General features: G+C 70.6%; 18 protein-coding genes and 2 tRNA genes. 6 read left to right on the top strand and 14 right to left on the bottom strand.

The window, feature by feature from the left end:
• Positions 1-230: 230 nt before the first annotated feature.
• Together CWIS_RS17175 and CWIS_RS17170 are read right to left on the bottom strand one after the other, a co-directional pair.
• Complete coding sequence (locus CWIS_RS17175; RefSeq protein WP_307722647.1) at positions 231-995, bottom strand: rhomboid family intramembrane serine protease; 765 nt, start codon at positions 993-995, stop codon at positions 231-233.
• A 187-nt stretch (positions 996-1,182) separates the two neighbouring features.
• On the bottom strand, positions 1,183-1,722 hold the full coding sequence (locus CWIS_RS17170; protein ID WP_048344565.1) for a peptidylprolyl isomerase: 540 nt from the start codon (positions 1,720-1,722) through the stop codon (positions 1,183-1,185).
• Positions 1,723-1,836: 114 nt separating this feature from the next.
• Here CWIS_RS17170 and CWIS_RS17165 point away from each other — a divergent pair, with 114 nt between their 5' ends.
• The 5 genes from CWIS_RS17165 (at position 1,837) to CWIS_RS17860 (ending at position 8,371) form a co-directional block, all read left to right on the top strand.
• Entirely contained in the window at positions 1,837-2,751 is a 915-nt protein-coding gene (locus tag CWIS_RS17165) for a hypothetical protein (RefSeq protein ID WP_048344580.1), read from the top strand.
• A gap of 340 nt (positions 2,752-3,091) precedes the next feature.
• Complete coding sequence (locus CWIS_RS17160; RefSeq protein ID WP_048344564.1) at positions 3,092-6,232, top strand: glycoside hydrolase family 9 protein; 3,141 nt, start codon at positions 3,092-3,094, stop codon at positions 6,230-6,232.
• Between the two features lie 265 nt (positions 6,233-6,497).
• The gene (locus CWIS_RS17155) at positions 6,498-7,169 is read left to right on the top strand and encodes a GNAT family N-acetyltransferase (RefSeq protein ID WP_048344563.1); all 672 of its coding nucleotides are present in this window, start codon (positions 6,498-6,500) and stop codon (positions 7,167-7,169) included.
• A 69-nt stretch (positions 7,170-7,238) separates the two neighbouring features.
• On the top strand, positions 7,239-7,592 hold the full coding sequence (locus tag CWIS_RS17150; RefSeq protein ID WP_048344562.1) for a PadR family transcriptional regulator: 354 nt from the start codon (positions 7,239-7,241) through the stop codon (positions 7,590-7,592).
• Positions 7,593-7,594: 2 nt separating this feature from the next.
• Positions 7,595-8,371, top strand: a complete 777-nt coding sequence (locus tag CWIS_RS17860) for a hypothetical protein (RefSeq protein WP_053071810.1) — start codon at positions 7,595-7,597, stop codon at positions 8,369-8,371.
• Between the two features lie 4 nt (positions 8,372-8,375).
• Here the strand turns inward: CWIS_RS17860 and CWIS_RS17140 are convergent, their stop codons facing one another.
• Genes CWIS_RS17140 through CWIS_RS17130 form a run of 3 tightly spaced genes read right to left on the bottom strand, consistent with a single transcriptional unit; the run spans position 8,376 to position 10,974 of the window.
• Entirely contained in the window at positions 8,376-9,191 is an 816-nt protein-coding gene (locus tag CWIS_RS17140) for an ABC transporter permease (protein ID WP_048344561.1), read from the bottom strand.
• Positions 9,188-10,051 (bottom strand): ABC transporter permease, encoded by an 864-nt coding sequence (locus tag CWIS_RS17135; protein ID WP_082156577.1) that lies wholly within the window; start codon positions 10,049-10,051, stop codon positions 9,188-9,190. The genes CWIS_RS17140 and CWIS_RS17135 overlap by 4 nt, the downstream gene beginning before the upstream one ends.
• Complete coding sequence (locus CWIS_RS17130) at positions 10,048-10,974, bottom strand: ABC transporter ATP-binding protein (RefSeq protein ID WP_048344560.1); 927 nt, start codon at positions 10,972-10,974, stop codon at positions 10,048-10,050. Before CWIS_RS17130 ends, CWIS_RS17135 begins: the two co-directional genes overlap by 4 nt.
• Before the next feature lie 152 nt (positions 10,975-11,126).
• On the opposite strand from CWIS_RS17130, the gene CWIS_RS17125 reads away from it, so the two are divergent.
• A complete protein-coding gene (locus CWIS_RS17125; protein WP_048344559.1) occupies positions 11,127-11,690 on the top strand; it encodes a hypothetical protein in 564 nt (187 codons plus the stop codon).
• On the opposite strand, the gene CWIS_RS17120 is transcribed toward CWIS_RS17125, so the two are convergent.
• The 9 genes from CWIS_RS17120 to CWIS_RS17085 form a co-directional block, all read right to left on the bottom strand.
• The gene (locus CWIS_RS17120; protein ID WP_156186707.1) at positions 11,691-11,999 is read right to left on the bottom strand and encodes a hypothetical protein; all 309 of its coding nucleotides are present in this window, start codon (positions 11,997-11,999) and stop codon (positions 11,691-11,693) included.
• Positions 12,000-12,026: 27 nt separating this feature from the next.
• On the bottom strand, positions 12,027-13,625 hold the full coding sequence (locus CWIS_RS17115) for an ATP-binding protein (RefSeq protein WP_197080885.1): 1,599 nt from the start codon (positions 13,623-13,625) through the stop codon (positions 12,027-12,029).
• A 290-nt stretch (positions 13,626-13,915) separates the two neighbouring features.
• Positions 13,916-13,991 (bottom strand) — tRNA-Ala (locus CWIS_RS17110).
• A gap of 27 nt (positions 13,992-14,018) precedes the next feature.
• Complete coding sequence (locus tag CWIS_RS19670; RefSeq protein ID WP_214347075.1) at positions 14,019-14,138, bottom strand: DLW-39 family protein; 120 nt, start codon at positions 14,136-14,138, stop codon at positions 14,019-14,021.
• Positions 14,139-14,159: 21 nt separating this feature from the next.
• Positions 14,160-14,233 (bottom strand) — tRNA-Ile (locus tag CWIS_RS17105).
• 105 nt (positions 14,234-14,338) lie between these two features.
• Entirely contained in the window at positions 14,339-15,133 is a 795-nt protein-coding gene (locus CWIS_RS17100) for a DUF3566 domain-containing protein (RefSeq protein WP_229747332.1), read from the bottom strand.
• A gap of 128 nt (positions 15,134-15,261) precedes the next feature.
• On the bottom strand, positions 15,262-17,868 hold the full coding sequence (gene gyrA / locus CWIS_RS17095; RefSeq protein ID WP_048344555.1) for a DNA gyrase subunit A: 2,607 nt from the start codon (positions 17,866-17,868) through the stop codon (positions 15,262-15,264).
• Positions 17,869-17,922: 54 nt separating this feature from the next.
• Positions 17,923-19,953 carry a DNA topoisomerase (ATP-hydrolyzing) subunit B gene (gene gyrB, locus CWIS_RS17090; RefSeq protein ID WP_048344554.1) on the bottom strand — a complete coding sequence of 677 codons (2,031 nt, stop codon included), beginning with the start codon at positions 19,951-19,953 and terminating at the stop codon, positions 17,923-17,925.
• Between the two features lie 194 nt (positions 19,954-20,147).
• Positions 20,148-20,660: a DUF721 domain-containing protein gene (locus CWIS_RS17085; RefSeq protein WP_082156576.1), complete on the bottom strand. Its 513-nt coding sequence runs from the start codon at positions 20,658-20,660 to the stop codon at positions 20,148-20,150.
• Positions 20,661-20,664: the final 4 nt, after the last annotated feature.

Genomic DNA, 20,664 nt, shown 5'->3' with positions numbered 1-20,664 from the left:
CCTCGTCGTCGGCGCCGCGATGATCATCGCCGGCTTCAGCATGACGACGCGCTGGCGCTGAGCACCGCCACCCTCGTCGCACGCGAGAGGCGCCGCCCCAACGGGGTCGGCGCCTCTCGTGCGTCCGGGGCGTGCTGTCCACGGGGTCGTCCCGTCATCCCCAGTGGTGGACACACCTGTGGATAACTACACCCGTGTAGTTCTCGTCGCTCAGACCGGTCCTGCGGTGCTCAGGGGCCCTCGACGATGGCCCACTGCAGCGCGTGCGGGAGCGTCCAGATGGTCCGGACGTCCTCCGGCGCGGTGCCGTAGGCCCAGGTGGTGATCGCCACGAGCAGGACCAGGACGACGACGGGCAGCACCAGCGCGACGAGCCGGCGGCGCTCCTTGGGGGCGAACGCGTACGCCGCGGCGACGAGCGCCCCCACGACGAGCCCGCCCAGGTGCCCCTGCCAGGAGATCCCGGGCACCACGAAGCTGAACACCATGTTGATCGCGATGATCCCCAGGATGCTCTGCGCCGGATGTCCCGAGCGCCACATCACGACGAACGCGGCTCCGAACAGCCCGAAGATCGCCCCCGAGGCGCCGACCACGCCGCCGAACCAGCTCGACCACCCCAGCGCGGCAGACGCGAGCACCACGACGCTCCCGCCCAGCGCGCTGAGCAGGTAGAGCGTGACGTACCGCGCCCGGCCGAGCTGCACCTCGAGGTACGGCCCGACCGCCCACAGCGCCACCATGTTGAGCAGGATGTGGAAGAACGAGCCCTCGGAGTGCAGGAACGCCGACGTGAGGAACCGGAAGGGCTCCTCGTGCCCCCAGAAGGGGGAGTAGTACCAGCGCGCCGTGAAGTCCGGGACCGTCCGCTGAGCGATGAAGGCCACCACGCACAGCGCGATGATCGACAGCGTGACGACCGGTCGGCCGTCAGGGCGGACCACACCGCCGAACGTGGTCCGCGCCGTGCGCTGCGCGGCCGCGGCGTCCCGCACGCAGTCGACGCACTGGATGCCGACGGGTGCGGGCCGCTGGCAGTCCGGGCACACCGGGCGGCCGCACCGCTGGCAGCGGACGTACGAGACCCGGTCAGGGTGGCGCGGGCACACGGGTGTCACGTCCGCGGGGGTGCCCTGCGGGACGGTGTTCTCGGTGATGGTCGGTCCTCGGGGGTCGGGAGGGTCAGTCCTCGATGTCGATCGACTCGATGACGATGTCCGTGACGGGACGGTCGCCGGGGCGCGTCGGGGCGGTCCCGATCGCGTCGACGACCGCACGGCTCGCGTCGTCGGCGACCTTGCCGAAGATCGTGTGCTTGCCGTTGAGCCAGGTCGTGGCCGCCACCGAGATGAAGAACTGCGAGCCGTTGGTCCCGCCGACCTTGCCGGTCACCGGGTCGAGGCGCTTGCCGGCGTTGGCCATGGCGAGCAGGTAGGGCTCCGAGAACGTCAGCTCGGGGTGGATCTCGTCGTCGAAGTTGTAGCCGGGGCCGCCGCGGCCGTTCCCGAGCGGGTCGCCGCCCTGGATCATGAAGCCGTCGATGACACGGTGGAACACCGTGCCCGGGTAGAGCGGCTCGGTGCGCTTGGCACCGGTCGCGGGGTCGGTCCACTCCTGGGTGCCCTTCGCCAGACCGACGAAGTTGGCCACCGTCTTGGGGGCGTGGTTCGGGTAGAGCTCGATCCGGATGTCACCGGCCGTCGTGTGCAGGGTCGCGAACATGCCGTCAAGTCTTGCACGGCGCACTTGACGCAGGTCCGCTGCACGCGCGCCGGTCCGGTGGCAGAGTGTGAGGTCAGCGCCAGGAGCGCGAACGCGGAACCGTGGGGAGTGGACATGCCTTTCAAGAGCCGTCCGAACATCGACGTCGACACCGAGCAGCTCAAGAAGCAGGCCGGGCTGGCGGCGGATCAGGCGAAGGTGGCAGCCGGGTCGATCAAGGACGCGGGCAGCGCCGCGGCCTCCAAGGCCGCCGACGCCGCGGTGGTCGCCAAGGAGTGGACGGCGCCGCGCGTCGAGGCCTTCGTGGACTGGTTGCTGCCGCACGTCGACCATCTCTACAAGGAGAGCGTCAAGGCGGCTGCGCCGAAGGTCGAGCAGGCAGCGGAGCGGGTCTCCCCCGCGATCGACACCGCGCACGACAAGCTCGTCGACGACCTGCTGCCGCGCATCGTGCAGGCCGTCAACGAGGCCGCGGAGAAGGCCGGCGCGGCTGCGGAGAAGGCGGTCGACGCGGCGAGCGCGAAGGCCGCGAAGGGCGCGGCGGCGACCGCCGCCCTTGCCGCTGCGAAGGCCAAGGAGCAGGAGTCGCACAAGGGCGCCAAGATCTTCTGGACGCTGGCCGGCCTGATCGGGCTCGGGGCGGTCTTCGTCGCCTGGAAGCGGTCGCGTGACACGGTCGACCCGTGGGCCGAGCCGTGGGAGCCGACCGACGCGTTCGGCTCGTCGACCACGGCGACGCCACTGCGCGAGCGTGCGCACGACGCCGCGAGCGACCTGGCCGACTCGGCCGGCGACGCGGCCGACGCACTGGGCGAGGCGGCCGGCGCCGCCGTGGCCAAGGGCCGCGACGCCGCGTCGAAGGCGGCCGAGAGCCTGAGCGAGGCCAAGGAGGAGATCGGCGAGAAGCTCGCCGAGGCCAAGGAGGAGATCGGGGAGAAGCTCGGCGAGGCCAAGGAGACGGCTCGCAAGGCCACGCGTCGCGCGGCTCCGAAGCGCCCGACGACCGAGGACGACACCCCGACGGTCTGACCAGCGGCACCACGACGGCCCGGCACGCCTCCCCGGCCTGCCGGGCCTCGTCGCGTGCGCCCTCGTCGTGCCGGGGTGCTCGTGGGTGGAGAAAGGGGCGTGTGGCGTGACGTTCTCCACCCGCAGGGGCGCCAGGGGCCGAGGTGGGCGCCAGGACCTTCTCACCAGGGGGAACGGTGGCAGTGAATCGGTTAAGGCGTTGTGGTTCTCGGCGGCGTGACCTGACGATTCGCCTGGCGTGTCGCACCGGTGCGACCTCCTCCGGTCGCGGACGCCTGTCGTCCGCGCGTAGGGAAGAGGAACCATGCGTCATCGAGCCCAGTCCCCCCACTCGTCCGGCATGCGAAGGCGACGTGGCCGCACGCGCGTCGCCGCCGGCCTGAGCCTCGCCCTCGCGGCCACCGCGATCGTCGTCCCCCTGGCGACGTCCGCGAGCGCCGCGCCCGCGTACAACTACGCGGAAGCACTCCAGAAGTCGATGTTCTTCTACCAGGCGCAGGCCTCCGGTGACCTGCCCGCGGGATACCCCGTCTCGTGGCGCGGCGACTCCGGCCTGACGGACGGCTCGGACGTCGGCGTCGACCTCACCGGCGGCTGGTACGACGCGGGCGACCACGTGAAGTTCGGCTTCCCGATGGCCTTCACGACGACCATGCTCGCGTGGGGCGCGGTCGCGAGCCCCGACGGCTACACCAAGGCCGGCCAGCTCGACGAGCTCAAGGGCAACCTGCGCTGGGTCAACGACTACTTCGTCAAGGCGCACACCGCGCCCAACGAGCTGTACGTGCAGGTGGGCGACGGCGAGGCCGACCACAAGTGGTGGGGCCCGGCCGAGGTCATGGCCATGGCCCGCCCGGCGGCCAAGATCACCGCGTCGTGCCCGGGCTCGGACGTCGCGGGCGAGACCGCTGCGGCGATGGCCGCCTCGTCGATCGTCTTCAAGGGCGACGACCCGACGTACGCCGCGAAGCTCGTCAGCCACGCCAAGCAGCTGTACTCGTTCGCGGACACGTACCGCGGCGCGTACTCCGACTGCGTGACCGGCGCCTCGGCGTACTACAAGTCGTGGTCGGGCTACCAGGACGAGCTCGTGTGGGGCGCCTACTGGCTCTACAAGGCCACGGGTGACGCCACGTACCTCGCCAAGGCGGAGGCCGAGTACGACAAGCTCGGCACCGAGAACCAGTCGACGACGAAGTCCTACAAGTGGACCGTCGCGTGGGACAACAAGCAGTTCGCCACGTACGCGCTGCTCGCGATCGAGACGGGCAAGCAGAAGTACGTCGACGACGCGAACCGTTGGCTCGACTACTGGACCGTCGGCTACAACGGCCAGAAGATCACCTACTCCCCGGGCGGCCAGGCCGTGCTCGACTCGTGGGGCTCGCTGCGCTACGCCGCGAACACCTCATTCGTCGCGCTCGTCTACTCGGACTGGGTCAAGGACGCGACGCTCAAGGCGAGGTACCACGACTTCGGGGTGCGGCAGATCAACTACGCGCTCGGTGACAACCCCCGCAAGTCCTCCTACGTCGTCGGCTTCGGCGCCAACCCGCCGACCAAGCCGCACCACCGCACCGCGCACGGCTCGTGGCTCGACTCGATCACGTCGCCCGCGCAGTCCCGGCACGTGCTGTACGGCGCGCTCGTCGGCGGCCCCGGCTCGGCCAACGACGCCTACACCGACGACCGGCAGGACTACGTCGCCAACGAGGTCGCGACCGACTACAACGCGGGCTTCTCGTCGGCTCTGGCGTACCTCGTCGACGAGTACGGCGGCACGCCGCTCGCGAGCTTCCCGACCGCCGAGCAGCCCGACGGCGACCAGTTCTTCGTCGAGGCGCAGCTCAACCAGCCTCCGGGCGGCACGTTCACCGAGATCAAGGCGATCGTCCGCAACCAGTCGGCCTTCCCGGCGCGCTCGCTGAAGAACGCCAAGGTCCGCTACTGGTTCCGCACCGACGGCTTCGCGGCCTCGGACGTCACGCTGAGCTCGAACTACAGCGAGTGCGGCGCGCAGTCCGGCAAGGGCGTGAGCGCGGGCGGCACGCTCGGCTACGTCGAGCTCAGCTGCGTGGGTCAGAACATCTACCCGGGCGGTCAGTCGCAGCACCGCCGCGAGCTGCAGTTCCGGCTCACGGGCCCGTCCGGGTGGGACGCGACCAACGACCCGTCGTTCGTCGGCCTGACCTCCACCGGCCTGGCCAAGGCGCCGGCCATCACGCTCTACGACGGCAGCACGCTGCTCTTCGGCACCGAGCCGACCGGCACCACGCCGGGCGACACCACGGCGCCGAGCGTCCCGGGCACGCCCGTCGCCTCGTCGATCACGACGAGCGGCGCGACCCTGACCTGGGCCGCGTCGACCGACGACACCGCGGTGGTCGCCTACGACGTCTACCGCGTCCAGGGCACGACGAGCACGCTCGTCGCCTCCCCGACGACGACGTCGACCACGCTCACCGGCCTCACCGCCGGCACGGCGTACACCTACAACGTGAAGGCGCGCGACGCTGCCGGCAACACCTCGGCCGCGTCGTCGTCGGTCACGTTCACCACGACCGCCGTCCCGACGGACACCACGGCACCGAGCGTGCCGGGCACGCCCGTCGCCTCGGCCGTCACGTCGACGAGCGCGACGCTCACCTGGACGGCGTCCACCGACGCCGGCTCGGGCGTCGCGGGCTACGACGTCTACCGGGTCCAGGGCACGACGAGCACGCTCGTCGCCTCGCCCACGACGAACAGCACGTCGTTCGTCGGACTCACGCCGGGGTCGTCGTACACGTACAACGTCAAGGCGCGGGACGTCGCCGGGAACGTCTCGGCGGCCTCCGCCTCGGTGACGTTCTCGACGGTCGAGATCCCGCCGGACACGACGGCCCCGACCGTGCCGGGCACGCCCGCGGCGTCGGGCATCACGAAGTCGGGCGCGACGCTCACCTGGGCGGCGTCGACCGACTCCGGCTCCGGGCTGGCGAAGTACGAGGTGCTGCGCGTCTCGGGGACCACGCTCACGCTCGTCGCCTCCCCGACGACGGCGTCGACGACCCTGACCGGGCTCACGGCGGACACCGCGTACTCCTACGTGGTGCGCGCGGTCGACCAGGCGGGCAACACGTCGGCGGCAAGCTCGGCGGTGTCGTTCCGCACGCTGGCCGACACCCCGACGGGCACCTGCTCGGTCGTCTACACGCCGAACAGCTGGAACACCGGGTTCACGGCGTCGCTGAAGATCACCAACACGGGCACCTCGGCGCTGACCTGGGCGCTCGCGTTCGACCTGACCGCGGGGCAGAAGCTGTCCAACGGATGGAGCGCCACGTGGGCCCAGACCGGCACCACGGTGACGGCCACGGGCCAGTCATGGAACCAGACGCTCGCACCGGGCGCGAGCGCGGAGATCGGGTTCCAGGGCACGCACAGCGGCTCCAACCCGTCGCCGACCGTGTTCACGATCAACGGGACGGCGTGCGCCTGACCTAGTCGCACACCAGGAGGGGGCCGGTGCACCGCACCGGCCCCCTCTCCCGTCCCAGGCGCCACCTCCACCCCCGCCCCACCCCGCCCAACCGCGCCCCGCCGTCCCCCGCGCGCGCGACGCCCGCCGAGCTCGGCACTGACGCGCGAGATCGTGCGTCCGGACTGCCGAGCTCGAGCCGCTGTGCCGACCTCGCCGCCGCTGTGCCGGGCGGGCGGGACCAAATCGCCTTGCCTCCCGGCAGTGCGGCCGGGAGCCTCGTCCCATGTCGCCTGACCTGGTCGAGCAGTGGCCCCCCGCCGGCGTCCGCCTCCTGTGCGGCGACCTCGAGCTGCGGTTCGGGTCCGACGACCTGCTCGTCCAGCTCGCGGACCTCGCGGCCGAGGGCGTGCACGCCCCCGACTTCATGCCCTTCACGCAGCCGTGGACCCGCGGCACGCCCGACGACGTGCGCCGCTCGTTGCTGCAGTACCAGTGGGGCATGCGCGGCTCGTGGTCCGCCGCGAAGTGGTCGCTCGAGCTCGCGGTGCTCCGCGACGGCGAGGTCCTGGGTATCCAGGGCGTCTACGCCAAGGACTTCGCCGTGACGCGCGAGGCGGAGACCGGCTCGTGGCTCGGGCTGCGGCACCAGGGCCAGGGTGTGGGCACGCTCATGCGGCTGGCGATCCTGCACCTGCTGTTCGACGGCCTGGGCGCGCAGCGGGCTACCACGTCGGCGTTCGAGGACAACGGGCCGTCCAACGGCGTGACCCGCCGGCTCGGCTACCGCACCAACGGCGACGCGATGATCGCCCGCGAGGGTGCCGCCGCGCGGTCGCTGCGCTACGTCCTGGACCGCGAGGCATGGGAGTGCCGGGCCGACGAGCTGCGCCCCGACATCACGCTCGAGGGCGTACCGGCGTTGCGCGCGTTCGTCGGCCTCAGCGAGAACCACTAGTCACGAGGACCAGCCACGCTCCGGACGACTAGGTTGTGCGGCGTACTAGATAGTCGTACTGTCTAGCAGGTGAGCGAGACGCAGTGGCCGGCCGAGTGGATGCGGGGCGTCCTCGAGGTGTGCGTGCTGCGCGTCGTCGGACGAGGGCCGACATACGGCTACGCGATCGCCCAGGCGCTCGAGGACTCCGGCCTGGGGACGGTCAAGGGCGGCACCCTCTACCCGCTGCTCGCGCGGTTCGAGGCCGCGGGGCTCGTCGCGGTCGAGTGGCGCCCCGGCACCAGCGGACCGGGTCGCAAGTACTACACGCTCACCGCCGCCGGCCGCGCCGAGACCGCGCGCCGCAGCGGGGACTGGCTCGCCTTCAGCGACGCCGCACGCACGCTGCTGACCAGCACCGACGACGCCGGGGGAGACGAGTGACCATGACGAGGGACATGACGGGTCGACGGTTCGCGATCGAGCGGACGCTCGCGCCGGACGTCGAGGCGGAGTGGGCCGAGGCCGTGCTGCTCGAGCTGCGGCTGCAGGGTGTCGCCGGCACGACCATCGCCGGCGTGCTGACGGAGGTCGAGGCGCACGTCGTCGACAGTGGTGAGGACGCCCGCACGGCGTTCGGCGACCCGGTCGAGTACGCGCGCTCGCTCGAGCTCCCGCAGAGCCCCGACCAGGAGCTCGACGGCGGACCTGCCGCGGTGGCCCGCTCCGCAGGACACGTCCTTGGCGCGATCCTCCTGCTCACGGGCGCTCTCGCCGTGGGGGAGGCAGATCCGGCCGAGGTCACGTGGGGCGTGCTGCTGTCCGTCCTCGCCGCGACGCTGCTCGTCGGGGCCTTCCTCCGCGGCAGTGATCGCGTGCTGCGCATGATCGTGACCACGCCGTGGCGGTCGGCGCGGTTCGTCGCCCTGGTGATCCTCGGGTCGGGTGCGGTGCTCCTCACGATGCTGCCCGCCGTCCTGGTCCGCGCGGTCGCGTTCCAGGTGCACGGTCTGGTCGCGCTGCTCGCCGGGGCCTTCCTGCTCGGCGCCACGACCGCGGTCTCGCTGTGGCGCGCGCGGCACGACGAGGACGACCGGATCGTCTCACCGTTCGACGAGCCGGCGCCCGCGAGCCGGCGCGCACGCTGGGCCGTCGAGCTCGGACCGGTCGTGGCCGTCGCGCTCGCCGCCGTGGCGATGTTCGCCCTCGGCCGCCTGTCCTGACGCGTCAGGACAGGAACAGCGCGCGCAGCCTCGTCGTCGTGAACGTGACGCCCACGGCGATCATCACCAGGAAGTACGCGACGTGGCCGAGCATCGCGACGCTCAACGCACCCGTCGTGAGCCCGCGCACCAGCTCGACGGCGTGCCACAGCGGGAACGCCTTGATCAGCCACTGGATGGGCTCGGCGTAGACCGACAGCGGGTAGAACGTGGCGCTGAACAGGAACATCGGGAGCATGACGAAGTTGATCCAGTCCATCTGCTGGAACGTCTTCATGAAGCTCGTGATCGCCATGCCGACCGACGCGAACCCGAACGCCACGAGCAGAACCGCGGGGATGGCGAGCGCCGCGGTCCAGGCGAGGTTGAGGCCCAGCACCTGCATGACCGTCAGGAAGCCCACCGCGTACACGCCGCCGCGCAGCAGCGCGTAGACGATCTCGCCGAGCGCGACGTCGAGCGGGCCGATCGAGGTCGCCAGCATCGCGTCGTACAGCCGGCCGAAGCGCATCTTGAAGAACACGTTCCACGTGGAGTCGTAGATCGCGCCGTTCATCGCGGACACGGCGAGCAGCCCCGGTGCGATGAACGCGGCGTACGGGACCTCCTTGCCGGTCGACAGGGTCACGTCCCCGATGAACGACCCGAGGCCCCAGCCCATCGCGAGCAGGTAGAAGACGGGCTCGAAGAACCCGGACACGACGATCGCCCAGTTGCTCGACCGCGTGGCCTGCAACGACCGCGCGACGACCGCACGCGCGTTGCCCGCGTACAGGGCGCGGATCCCGGCGCTGGCCGGGGGAGTCACGACGGTGCTCATCCGCGCAGCCTCCCGACGAACACGCGGCGCGCCACGACCCAGCCCGCCGCCGCCATGACCGCGAGCACTGCGAGGTGCGCGGCGATCGGCCAGGCACCGGGACCGGGGCCGTAGGACAGGGTCCGGCCCACCTCGCTCGCGTGCCAGATCGGCGAGACCCAGCCGATCCACTGCAGCCAGCCGGGCAGGGTCGACAGCGGGTAGAACGTGCCGGAGAACAGGAACAGGGGCGTGAACACGAACCGCTGGACCATCGCGAACTGGCCCGTGTCCTCCTTGAGGCTCGCGGAGAACGCCAGGAGCGGCAGGCCGAACGCGAGGCCCGCGAGCAGGCCGACCGGGACGAGCAGCGCCCCGGCCGCGACGTGGCCCACCGCGTCGAACGCGACCATCAGCGCGTAGTACGCGGTCGAGACGAAGGCCATGCGCAGCGTCACCGCGAGCACCAGCCCGGTGCAGATCTGCTGCGGACTCGCGGGGGAGGCGTTCATCGCCCAGAAGATGCGGCGCCACCGGAAGCCGCCCATGACGGTGTAGGTGAACTCCTCGGTCGTCACCGAGACCGCGGCGGTCGCGAGCAGGGCCGGCGCGACGAACCACAGGTAGTCCACCGGCCCGTCGGATCCGCTCGCGACGGGCACGTCGAGGAAGGCGGCGAGGCCGAGCCCGATGCCCAGCAGGTAGATCAGCGGGCTGCCGATGCCGGTCATCACCACGGTCCAGCCGTAGGACCGCATCTGGCGCAGCTGGTGCTCGGCGATGTACCACCAGCCGAACCGGCGCGGGCGCACCGCACCGGCGTGCGCCGCCGCGACCATCGCGGGCGGGCTCGTCGTCGTCCCGGTCACGTCGGCGCTCATTCGATCAGGCTCCGCCCCGTGAGACGCAGGAACACGTCCTCGAGCGACGAGCGGCGCACGAGGCTCGTCGTCGGGTGCAGTCCCGCGTGCGCGACGCGCTCCAGGAGCCGCTCGCCGTCGTCGGTGTAGAGGAGCACGCGGTCGGGCAGCACCTCGATCCGGTCCGCCTGGCCCGCGAGCTGCTCCGCGGCCGACGCGTTGCGGTCCGAGCCGAACCGCAGCTCCACCACCTCACGCGTCGAGTACTGGCGGATCAGCGCCGACGGCGACCCCTCGGCCATGATCCGGCCCTTGTCGACGACGATCAGGCGGTCGCACAGCTGCTCCGCCTCGTCCATGTAGTGCGTGGTGAGCACCAGCGTGGTCCCGCGCTCCTTGAGCCGGAACAGCCGGTCCCACAGCACGTGCCGCGCCTGCGGGTCCAGGCCCGTCGTCGGCTCGTCGAGCATGAGGATGCGCGGCTCGTTGATCAGGGCGCGCGCGATCGTCAGGCGTCGCTTCATGCCGCCCGAGAGGTCGTCGACCTTGGACCTCGCCTTGTCCTCGAGCTGCGCGAAGCCCAGCAGCTCGTCGGCCCGCTGCGCGCACACCGCACGCGGGATGCCGAAGTAGCGGCCGTAGACGATCAGGTTCTCGCGCACGCGCAGCTCGGTGTCGAGGTTGTCCTCCTGCGGCACCACGCCCAGCTGCGAGCGGATCTCCGGGCCGTGCGAGTCCGGGTCCAGGCCCACGACCTGCAGGTCACCGGCCGTGCGCTGCGAGACCGCGCCGACCATGCGCATCGTCGTCGACTTGCCCGCGCCGTTGGGGCCCAGCAGCCCGAACGACTCGCCCGGCGGTACCTCGAAGTCGATCCCGTCGACGGCAGTGAAGTCGCCGAAGCACTTCGTCAGTCCACGGGCGCTGATCACGGGCTGGCTCACAGCCGCCCACCGTAAACCGCCGCACCCACACGCGACGAACGCTTACCCGGACGGGCGACGCCGCCGCGACCACGCACCGGGCAGGGATCACGAAACCTGCTGGTAGCCGAAGGGCCCTGCTCCCGTGACACGAGGGCCGGTAGCGTCCGTCCATGATCCTCGCCGACCTCCAGTCGCGCCTGCGCATCGCGCTGACGAACACGCTCGTCGAGGAGTGGACGCTGTTCACCCCGACGACCGGCACCAGCCGACCGAGCGAACGCACCATCGCGTTCCACCTCGGCTGGTACGTGCGGCAGACGATCGAGCGCACCTGGAACGTCGACAGCGAGTACGACCGCTCCGGGATGATGCTGGAGTCGTCGGTGAAGTTCGGTGCCGACGCCGCGCACGTGCCCAACCTGATCGTCCACCACCGCGGCCTGCTCGGGCCCGAGCACAACCTGCTGCTCGTGCACGTCAGCGCCGACTCCGCGACCGCCGACGAGCCCGGCCCGGGCATCGAGACCGCCCAGGCGCTGCAGCGGCGGTTCGGCTACCGGTACGCGATGCTCCTGGACCTGCGCCTGCACACCGAGGGCCGACGCGCGTCGGTCACGCCCTACTGGCAGTGGGGCACCCTCGAGCACGGCCCGGAGACCCCTGGACCGGTCCCGGTCTACACGCCACGCGTGCTGAGCGAGATCACCGAGCGCGCCCGCCGCGCAGGAGACTGACTAGCCCTCGAGCGGTTCCCAGCCGTGGTCCTCGCACACGGCCAGGAACGCCTCGGCCCCGGCGCCCCGCTCGGCCTCGGGGCTGCCGAGGAGCTGCGCCAGCGGCTCGGCGAGCGGGGTGTCGCCGGCATCGGCGAGCGCCTCCTGCGCCGCCGCCACCGCCTGGTCGAAGCGATCGGCGTCCTGCCCGCCGTACGCCCAGACGCTGACCCGGTCGCAGGCCTCGGTCTCGGCACCCGACATCCCCGTCGCACAGGCGGCGAGCACGAGCACCGTCGCCGCGACCGCCACAGCACTCGAGTTCCGCATGCCGCGAACGTAGCGCTGCTGAGCGGGTCAGACTCCGAGACGGCCGTCGGCAAGGGTGTAGTACGTGCCGCGCCGCTCGCCGTGCTTCTCAAGCCGACCGGACTCGACGAGCCGCGACAGCAGCCCGAGCACCTGGTTGCGCTCTAGCCCGGTCCTTCCTCGGACCTGCTCATTGGTCACCCGGCCCTTGCTCGCGAGCGTCAGGACGAGGGCTTCGAGCTCATCTCCGGCGAGCTGCAAGCCCGCCGGTGGGCCGAGCTCCTTTGCCAGCGTGTAGGAGGCACCACCGCGCTCACCGCTCTGCTGCAGGTAGCCAAGATTCCGCAGACGCTGGAGCGCGGCCCGGGCGTGCGTGCTGTCGACGCCGAGGAGCTCGCGGACGGACGTGTTGGTCAGAAGCTCACCGCGCGCCGCATGCAGCAGGAGCAGCTTGTCGTGCGCCTTGATCTCGCCACGCCGCTCGACTTCAGCGATCCAGGCACGTTCCTGGGGGGTCACCGTGCTGCCCAGCCTGAGGACGACCCCGACGTGGGCTCCATCCGCGTCGAATTCGGGCGGCTCGAGCAGCGCCGCTTCCATCGTGTCCTGCATGACGTCGACGCCGAGCCCCGCGTCTTCTGCGAGCCGGAACCGGCGCAACGCCTTGATGACATCGATGTTCCGCGCAGCGTTCTGCTGTCGGATGTTCTCGAGCGTGATCGGTTCGGGGAGCCCACCCGGGGACGTGATGACGACGCGATCCGGTCGCAGCTCGACTCGTACGGGCTGCCGCGCGTTCTCGTAGGTGCGGTGGGCCACCGCGTTCGCGACGGCCTCTCGCAGGACCGGTTCTGGGATCCTGGGCAGTTCGTGCCGGTGCAGACCGATCACGACGACGTCGGACCCCAGGTCGTCCATCAGTGCCTGCGTCGTCCGCTCGACCTGGTCGTTCACCGGGCCATCGATGTCGAACCTGCGGTCGTACACCTCTGTCTCGTCGCGGTACCGGAAGATCTCGACGTAGGCCTTACCCAGGATGTCGGCGGGCCGCGGTAGGAGGTACAGGACGCCGGCGACCGTAAGCATCGGCCCATCGGAGGTGCGCTCGACGAACCCCGTCTCAACGAGCCGATCCTCGATGCCGTCGGCCGACCACCCGTACGTGGATCGAAGCCGCTCCAGCAGCTCCGGATCCGCCATCGTCAGGGCGGCCTTGGTCGGGGTCGACTCGTACCTCGTCAACGACCGCGCCGTGACGAACCTCATGAGCTCGTCGCCGATCAGCGCCGTGTTCATGGCCCCGCGCCGCACCAGGATGCGGCCATCGCGCATCTGCGCGAACCCCTCGCGCCGACGATTGACCGCGAGGACCAGCACGCCGCGTTCGCCGACGAGTAGCTCGTGCAGCTCGTAGCGTCCGGGGTTGTGCACCTGAGCTACGGCGCGGTGAGTCTTCGCCTGCTGCTCGCCGTCTGTCCTGATCCCGACGGCGCGACCGCCGTTGTCGACTCCCAGCAGCACGACGCCACCGTCGGTGTTGGAGAAGGCTGTGACTGCCTCTGCCACCTTCTCCGGCGGCACGCCTTGCTTGAACTCGACGAGATCACTCTCTGCTGGGAACCGCTCAGAGAACTCGGACTGCGTCATGACCATCGGGACATCCCGCGGTCCACGTTCATGGAAGGGTGGATATGCCAAACTTCTCTTGCCCCCTAGGTCGCCAGAAGAAGTATGGCATAAGGCGTCTTCGTCGGGACCGACACCACGAGCCACGATGTGTCAGGCACGCGGTCCGACGTCGTCGAGCGCTGCAGGACGACGTCGCCCACCCACGTCGCGAGACGAGGCAGAGGGGGGAGAACGACGGCGAGACGTCCCTCAGGCACCGTCCCCGCGCATCACGAAGGGCCGCTGACCTGCGTCAGCGGCCCTTCGCATGGTGGAGCCAAGGGGACTCGAACCCCTAACCCCCTGCTTGCAAAGCAGGTGCGCTACCAATTGCGCCATGGCCCCCGGCTCGGCCAGGGGCCGAGGGGTCGGTCACTCGAAGGTGTCGGTGACCTCGGACCACAGGTCCCGCTCATCGCGGTCCTGCGCGACCTTCTGGTACACGACGTAGCCGACGGCGGCCAGGGCCACCAGGAGCAGGAGCTTCTTCATGGGTCCCCCACAGGTCGGGAGTGGGCCTAACAGGACTTGAACCTGTGACCTCTTCCTTATCAGGGAAGCGCTCTAACCGTCTGAGCTATAGGCCCGTGCACGACTGCAGCCGCAGCGCGCCGGACGAGACTACCTCAGCGCGTGCCCGCCGCCCAAACCGGCGCAGCACGCGCTGCCGTCCTGCGTGGTGGAACCGAGGATCACTCGTCCGTCATGGTCACGTGCAGCCCGCCGACGAGCGCCGCGACGATGTTGTAGAGGAACGCGCCGATGGTCGACAGCGCGGTCAGCAGGAAGACGTCGACGACGGCGACGAGGGTCGCGCCCGAGATCACGCGCTTGAACTCGACGTACTGCAGGATGTCGATGTTGCCCTCGGTGCCCGTGACCTGCGTGACCAGGTCGTCGATGTTCGTGAACACGTGCAGGCCGTTGAGCGTGTACCAGACCACGGCGACGGCGACGACGAGCAGGATGCCGAACGCGACGGACAGCAGGAACGACAGCTTCATCACCGACCACGGGTCGATGCGCGAGATCGCGAGCCGCACGCGGCGCGGGCCGCCCGAGGACGTGACGGTCGGGATGCGACCGGTCTGCGGGCGCGCACCGGACGTGCCGGAGCTGGGCTGGGCGGTGGTCGAGGTGCGCAGCGGGACCGACGGCGGGGTGGTGCCGGTCGAGCCCGCGGCGGCCGGGGGCGCCGTGGGGGTGGTCGTCATGGCGGGGTCCTCGTGACGGGGCCGGGTGGCCGTGGAGATCGCGGTGCTCGTGGCTCCGGCCGCCTTCTTGATCCAGGCGGTGGTCTTGTCCACGGCCGCCATGAGCGGCGTGGGCGGGTCGTGCGGGGCGGAGCCCGGCGAACGCTCGCCGGACGTCACCTTCTCCTCGACGGAGGCCGCAGGCCTGCCGGACGACGAGTCCGCGCCCGGCTTGGGTCCCGACGAGCCGGGCTTCGGGCCCGACGAGGAGGCGGGGGAGGTGGCGGACTTCACCGCCGTCTTCTCACCCTGACCGGGTCCACCTGCGTCCCAGCCGGCCGGCGACGTGGCAGTGCGCGCCGACGAGGCGGACTGCTGGGTCGGTCGGTTGCGAGGCGGGATCGAAGGGGGAGCCGGGTCCGTCATGCGTCCTCCGCGGGCGTGTCGGTCGCGCTGTCGGCGCTCGTCTCAGCCGCCGAGCCAGGGCTGGTCTCGACGCTCGGCGCGCCACTGTCGCCGACCACGGTACCGGCATCGTCCGATTCCGGACGCTCGGTGTTGCGCGCGACTGCGATGATCCGGTCACCCGAGTCGGGCTTCGCGAAGATCACACCTTGCGTCGTGCGGCCCGTCGCGTGCACCTCGTCGACCGCGGAACGCACGACCTTGCCGCGCTCCATGATGACCAGCACCTCGTCGTTCTCGTCGACGACGAGCGCGCCCACGAGGTCACCGTTCTGCTCGGGCAGGTTCGCGACCCGGATGCCGTACCCGTTGCGCCCCTGCTGGCGGTAGTTCTCGACCGTCAGCGCGGTGCGCTTGGCGATGCCACCCTCGGTGACCGTGAACAGGAACGCGTCCTCGCGCACGACGTCGGCCGCGAGCAGCTCGTCGTCGCCACGGAACTTCATGCCCGTCACACCGCTGGTCGCGCGGCCCATCGGCCGCAGCTGCTCGTCGTCCGCCGTGAAGCGGATCGACTGCCCCTGACGTGAGACGAGGATCATGTCCTGGTCGGCGTCGACGATCCGCGCCGAGACGAGCTCGTCGGGACGACCCTCGTCGTCCTCGCGCAGGTTGATCGCGATGACACCGCCGGACCGGTTCGAGTCGTAGTCCGCCAGGCGGGTCTTCTTCACGAGACCCCGCTTCGTGGCCAGGACCAGGTACTCGGCCTGCTCGTAGTCGCGCAGCGCGAGCACCTGCGCGATCTTCTCGTCGGGCTGGAACGCCAGGAGGTTCGCGACGTGCTGCCCCTTGGCGTCACGGCCCGCCTCGGGCAGCTCGTACGCCTTCGCGCGGTACACGCGGCCCAGGTTGGTGAAGAACAGCAGCCAGTGGTGCGTCGTCGTGACGAAGAAGTGGTCGACGATGTCGTCCTCGCGCAGCTGCGCACCCTTGACGCCCTTGCCGCCGCGACGCTGCGCCCGGTAGTTGTCCGACCGGGTGCGCTTGGCGTACCCGCCGCGCGTGATCGTGACGACGACCTCCTCCTCGGCGATGAGGTCTTCGACGCTGACCTCGCCGTCGAACGGCAGGATGCGGGTGCGGCGCTCGTCGCCGTACTTCTCGACGATCTCGCCCATCTCGAGCGAGACGATGTCGCGCTGCCGCTGCTCCGAGGCGAGGATCTCGTTGTAGCCCGTGATCTGCGCCTCGAGCTCGGCGTACCGGTCGAGGATCTCCTGGCGCTGCAGCGCGGCCAGGCGGCGCAGCTGCAGGTTGAGGATCGCGTTGGCCTGGACCTCGTCGACGTCGAGCAGCTCCATGAGCCCCGTGCGTGCCTCGTCGGCGTCGGGGGAGCGGCGGATGAGCGCGATGACCGCGTCGAGCGCGTCGAGCGCCTTGAGATAGCCGCGGTAGATGTGGATCTGCTCTTCGGCCTTGCGCAGGCGGTACGCCGTGCGCCGGCGGATGACGTCGATCTGGTGCGTCGTCCAGTGCCGCACGAACGCGTCGATGCTGAGCGTGCGGGGCACGCCGTCGACGAGCGCGAGCATGTTGGCGCCGAACGTGTCCTGCAGCTGCGTGTGCTTGTACAGGTTGTTCAGCACGACCTTGGCGACCGCGTCGCGCTTGAGCACGATCACCAGGCGCTGACCCGTGCGGCCCGACGTCTCGTCGCGGATGTCAGCGATGCCGCCGACCCGGTTCTCGCGGACCAGGTCCGCGATCTTCTTCGCGAGCGCGTCCGGGTTCACCTGGTACGGCAGCTCGGTCACGACGAGGCAGATCCGGCCCTGGATCTCCTCGACCTCGACCACTGCGCGCATCGTGATCGAGCCGCGGCCCGTGCGGTACGCGTCCTCGATGCCCTTGTGACCGAGGATCGTCGCCGCCGTCGGGAAGTCCGGGCCCTTGATGCGCGCCATCAGCGCCTCGAGGAGCTCCTCGTTGCTCGCCTCCGGGTGCTCCAGGTGCCACTGGACGCCCGCGGCGACCTCGCGCAGGTTGTGCGGCGGGATGTTCGTCGCCATGCCGACCGCGATGCCCGCCGAGCCGTTGACCAGCAGGTTCGGGAACCGGCTGGGCAGGACCTGCGGCTCCTGGGTGCGGCCGTCGTAGTTGTCGCCGAAGTCGACCGTGTCCTCGTCGATGTCCCGCACCATCTCCATGGCGAGCGGGGCCATCTTGCACTCGGTGTACCGCGGGGCGGCCGCGGGGTCGTCACCGGGGGAGCCGAAGTTGCCCTGGCCCGCCACGAGCGGGTAGCGCATCGACCAGTCCTGGACCAGGCGCACGAGGGCGTCGTAGATCGCCGTGTCACCGTGCGGGTGGTACTTGCCCATGACGTCGCCGACGACGCGGCTGCACTTCGAGAACTGACGGTCCGGGCGGTAGCCGCCGTCGTACATCGCGTACAGCACGCGACGGTGGACCGGCTTGAGGCCGTCGCGCACGTCGGGCAGCGCACGCCCGACGATGACCGCCATCGCGTAGTCCAGGTACGACCGCTGCATCTCGAGCTGCAGGTCGACCTGGTCGATCCGGCCGTGCTCGATGCCGTCGCCGTTCGGGATGTCGGTCACGTCAGTCCTTCGGTGGTGCGGGAGAAGCGGGGGAGGTCGTGGGCTCGTCGTCGGCTAGATGTCGAGGAACCGGACGTCCTTGGCATTGCGCTGGATGAAGCTGCGACGGGCCTCGACGTCCTCGCCCATCAGCACCGAGAAGATCTCGTCGGCCGCCGCGGCCTCGTCGAGCGTGACCTGCAGGAGCGTGCGGTGCTCGGGCGACATCGTGGTCTCCCACAGCTCCGAGTAGTCCATCTCGCCCAGACCCTTGTAGCGCTGGATCGAGTTCTCCTTGGGCAGGCGCTTGCCGGCGGCCTGGCCCTCGACGATGAACGCGTCCCGCTCGCGGTCCGAGTACACGTAGTCGTGCTCGGCGTTCGACCACTTGATCCGGTACAGCGGCGGCTGCGCCATGTAGACCTTGCCGGTCTTGATGAGCTCGGGCATGTACCGGAACAGGAGCGTCAGCAGCAGCGTGCGGATGTGCTGGCCGTCGACGTCGGCGTCGGCCATGAGGACGATCTTGTGGTACCTGAGCTTGGCGATGTCGAAGTCCTCGCCGATGCCCGTGCCGAACGCCGTGATCAGCGCCTGCACCTCGAGGTTGCTGAGCGCGCGGTCCAGGCGCGCGCGCTCGACGTTGAGGATCTTGCCTCGGATCGGCAGGATCGCCTGCGTGCGCGGGTTGCGCCCACGCACCGCCGAACCGCCGGCCGAGTCGCCCTCGACGATGAAGACCTCGCACTCCTCCGGGCGGTTGGACTGGCAGTCCTTGAGCTTGCCCGGCATGCCGCCCGACTCCAGCAGGCCCTTGCGGCGGGTCGCCTCGCGAGCCTTGCGGGCCGCCATGCGCGCGGCCGACGCCTGGATCGACTTGCGGATCACGTCACGCGCCTCGACCGGGTGCGAGTCGAGCCAGTCGCCGAGCTGGTCGTTGACCACGCGCTGCACGAACGTCTTCGCCTCGGTGTTGCCGAGCTTGGTCTTCGTCTGGCCCTCGAACTGCGGCTCGCCGAGCTTGACCGAGATGACCGCGGTGAGGCCCTCGCGGATGTCGTCACCCGTGAGGTTCTCGTCCTTGTCCTTGAGCAGGTTCTTGTCGCGCGCGTAGCGGTTGATCAGACCGGTCATCGCCGCACGGAAGCCCTCCTCGTGCGTGCCGCCCTCGGTGGTCGAGATCGTGTTGGCGTACGTGTGGACCGACTCGGAGTACGCGGTGGTCCACTGCATCGCGACCTCGACGGAGATCCGGCGCTCGGTGTCCTCCGCCTCGAAGTCGATGACGTCCGGGTGGACCAGGTCCACCTTCTTCGCCGAGTTGAGGTGCTTGACGTAGTCGAGCAGGCCGTCGTCGTACTTGTAGGACACGACGCGCGCGGCCGGCGCGCCGCCCTCGGCCTCGTCGCCCGGCTCGCCCGCGACCTCGTCGCCCGTGCCCAGGTGCTGCGGACGCTCGTCGGTGAGCGTGATCTGCAGGCCCTTGTTGAGGAACGCCATCTGCTGGAACCGGCTGCGCAGCGTCTCGAAGTCGTACTCGACGGTCTCGAAGATCGTGTCGTCGGCCCAGAACGTCTGCTGCGTGCCCGTGGCGTCCGTCGGCTCACCCTGGCGGATGCCCCCGACCGGCTTGCCGCCGTCCTCGAAGTCCATCTCCCACGTGAAGCCGTCGCGCTTGATGACGGACTCCACGCGCTTCGACAGCGCGTTCACCACCGAGACGCCCACGCCGTGCAGTCCACCGGAGACCGCGTAGCCGCTGCCGCCGAACTTGCCGCCCGCGTGCAGGATGGTCATGACGACCTCGAGAGTGGGCTTGCCCTCGGTCGGGTGGATCGCGACCGGGATGCCACGGCCGTTGTCGACCACGCGCACGCCGCCGTCGGCGCGCAGCGTCACCTCGATGTGGTCGCAGTAGCCCGCGAGGGCCTCGTCGACGGAGTTGTCCACGACCTCGTACACCAGGTGGTGCAGACCGCGCTCACCGGTCGAGCCGATGTACATGCCGGGGCGCTTGCGCACCGCCTCCAGGCCTTCGAGGACGGTGATCGCGTCGGCGTCGTAGCTGCCGCCGGACTCGGGCTGGGGGCTGGGCTGCTCGGCCACGGGCGGGGGTACTCCTCAGGATCTGCGAAACGCGCCGGAGGGGCCCGCCCGACTGCGAGGAGGGCAGATCACTCCGTGACGCTGGAGTTCCGGGCACCAAGGCGCCAGGAATGACCCTAGAAGTCTACCCGTACGGTGCGGCTGACCCCTCTGAAACACCGCGTCGCGGCGGACGGGTTCGGTGAAGGTCTCGCCTACCCGTACGTGTCGCGCACCCCGCGGCCCTTGACGCTGCGCGGCCCACGTCCGAATCCGGGTCCGCCGGGGCCCTGCACCTGGATCTGGACGACGACTCCTTCACCCAGCTCGTCGGCCAGGGTCCGCAGCATCGTCGGGACCGTCCACGTGAGGTTCGTCGCCCACGCGGTCGACTCCGCGCGCATCGTCAGCACGCCCGCCTCGAACGACACGTACTGCGTGTGCGACGCGATCTCCGCACCGAACAGCTCGGCCCACCGGGCCTGGATGGTCCCCGCCGTCACGCCGGGGGACCACGCGAGCTGCCCGACGAGCGCGTCGAGCGCCTCGCCGACCGTGCGCGGGTCCCGCCCGCCCGGCCGCGCGTCGCCGAGCTGGACCTCGCGCCGCGCGCCGCGGGGAGCGTCGCCCGGCCGGAGCCCTCGTCGGCGCGCGCTCTCCTTGGCGCGCCCCAGCGCCGCGGCCGCGACCTGACGCTCGGGCAGCAGCTCGACGAGGTCGCGCAGCACGTGA

The organism is Cellulomonas sp. A375-1, from assembly GCF_001040865.1.
GTDB classification, from domain to species: Bacteria; Actinomycetota; Actinomycetes; order Actinomycetales; family Cellulomonadaceae; genus Cellulomonas; species Cellulomonas gelida.
This window is presented reverse-complemented; position numbering and strand designations above follow the sequence as displayed.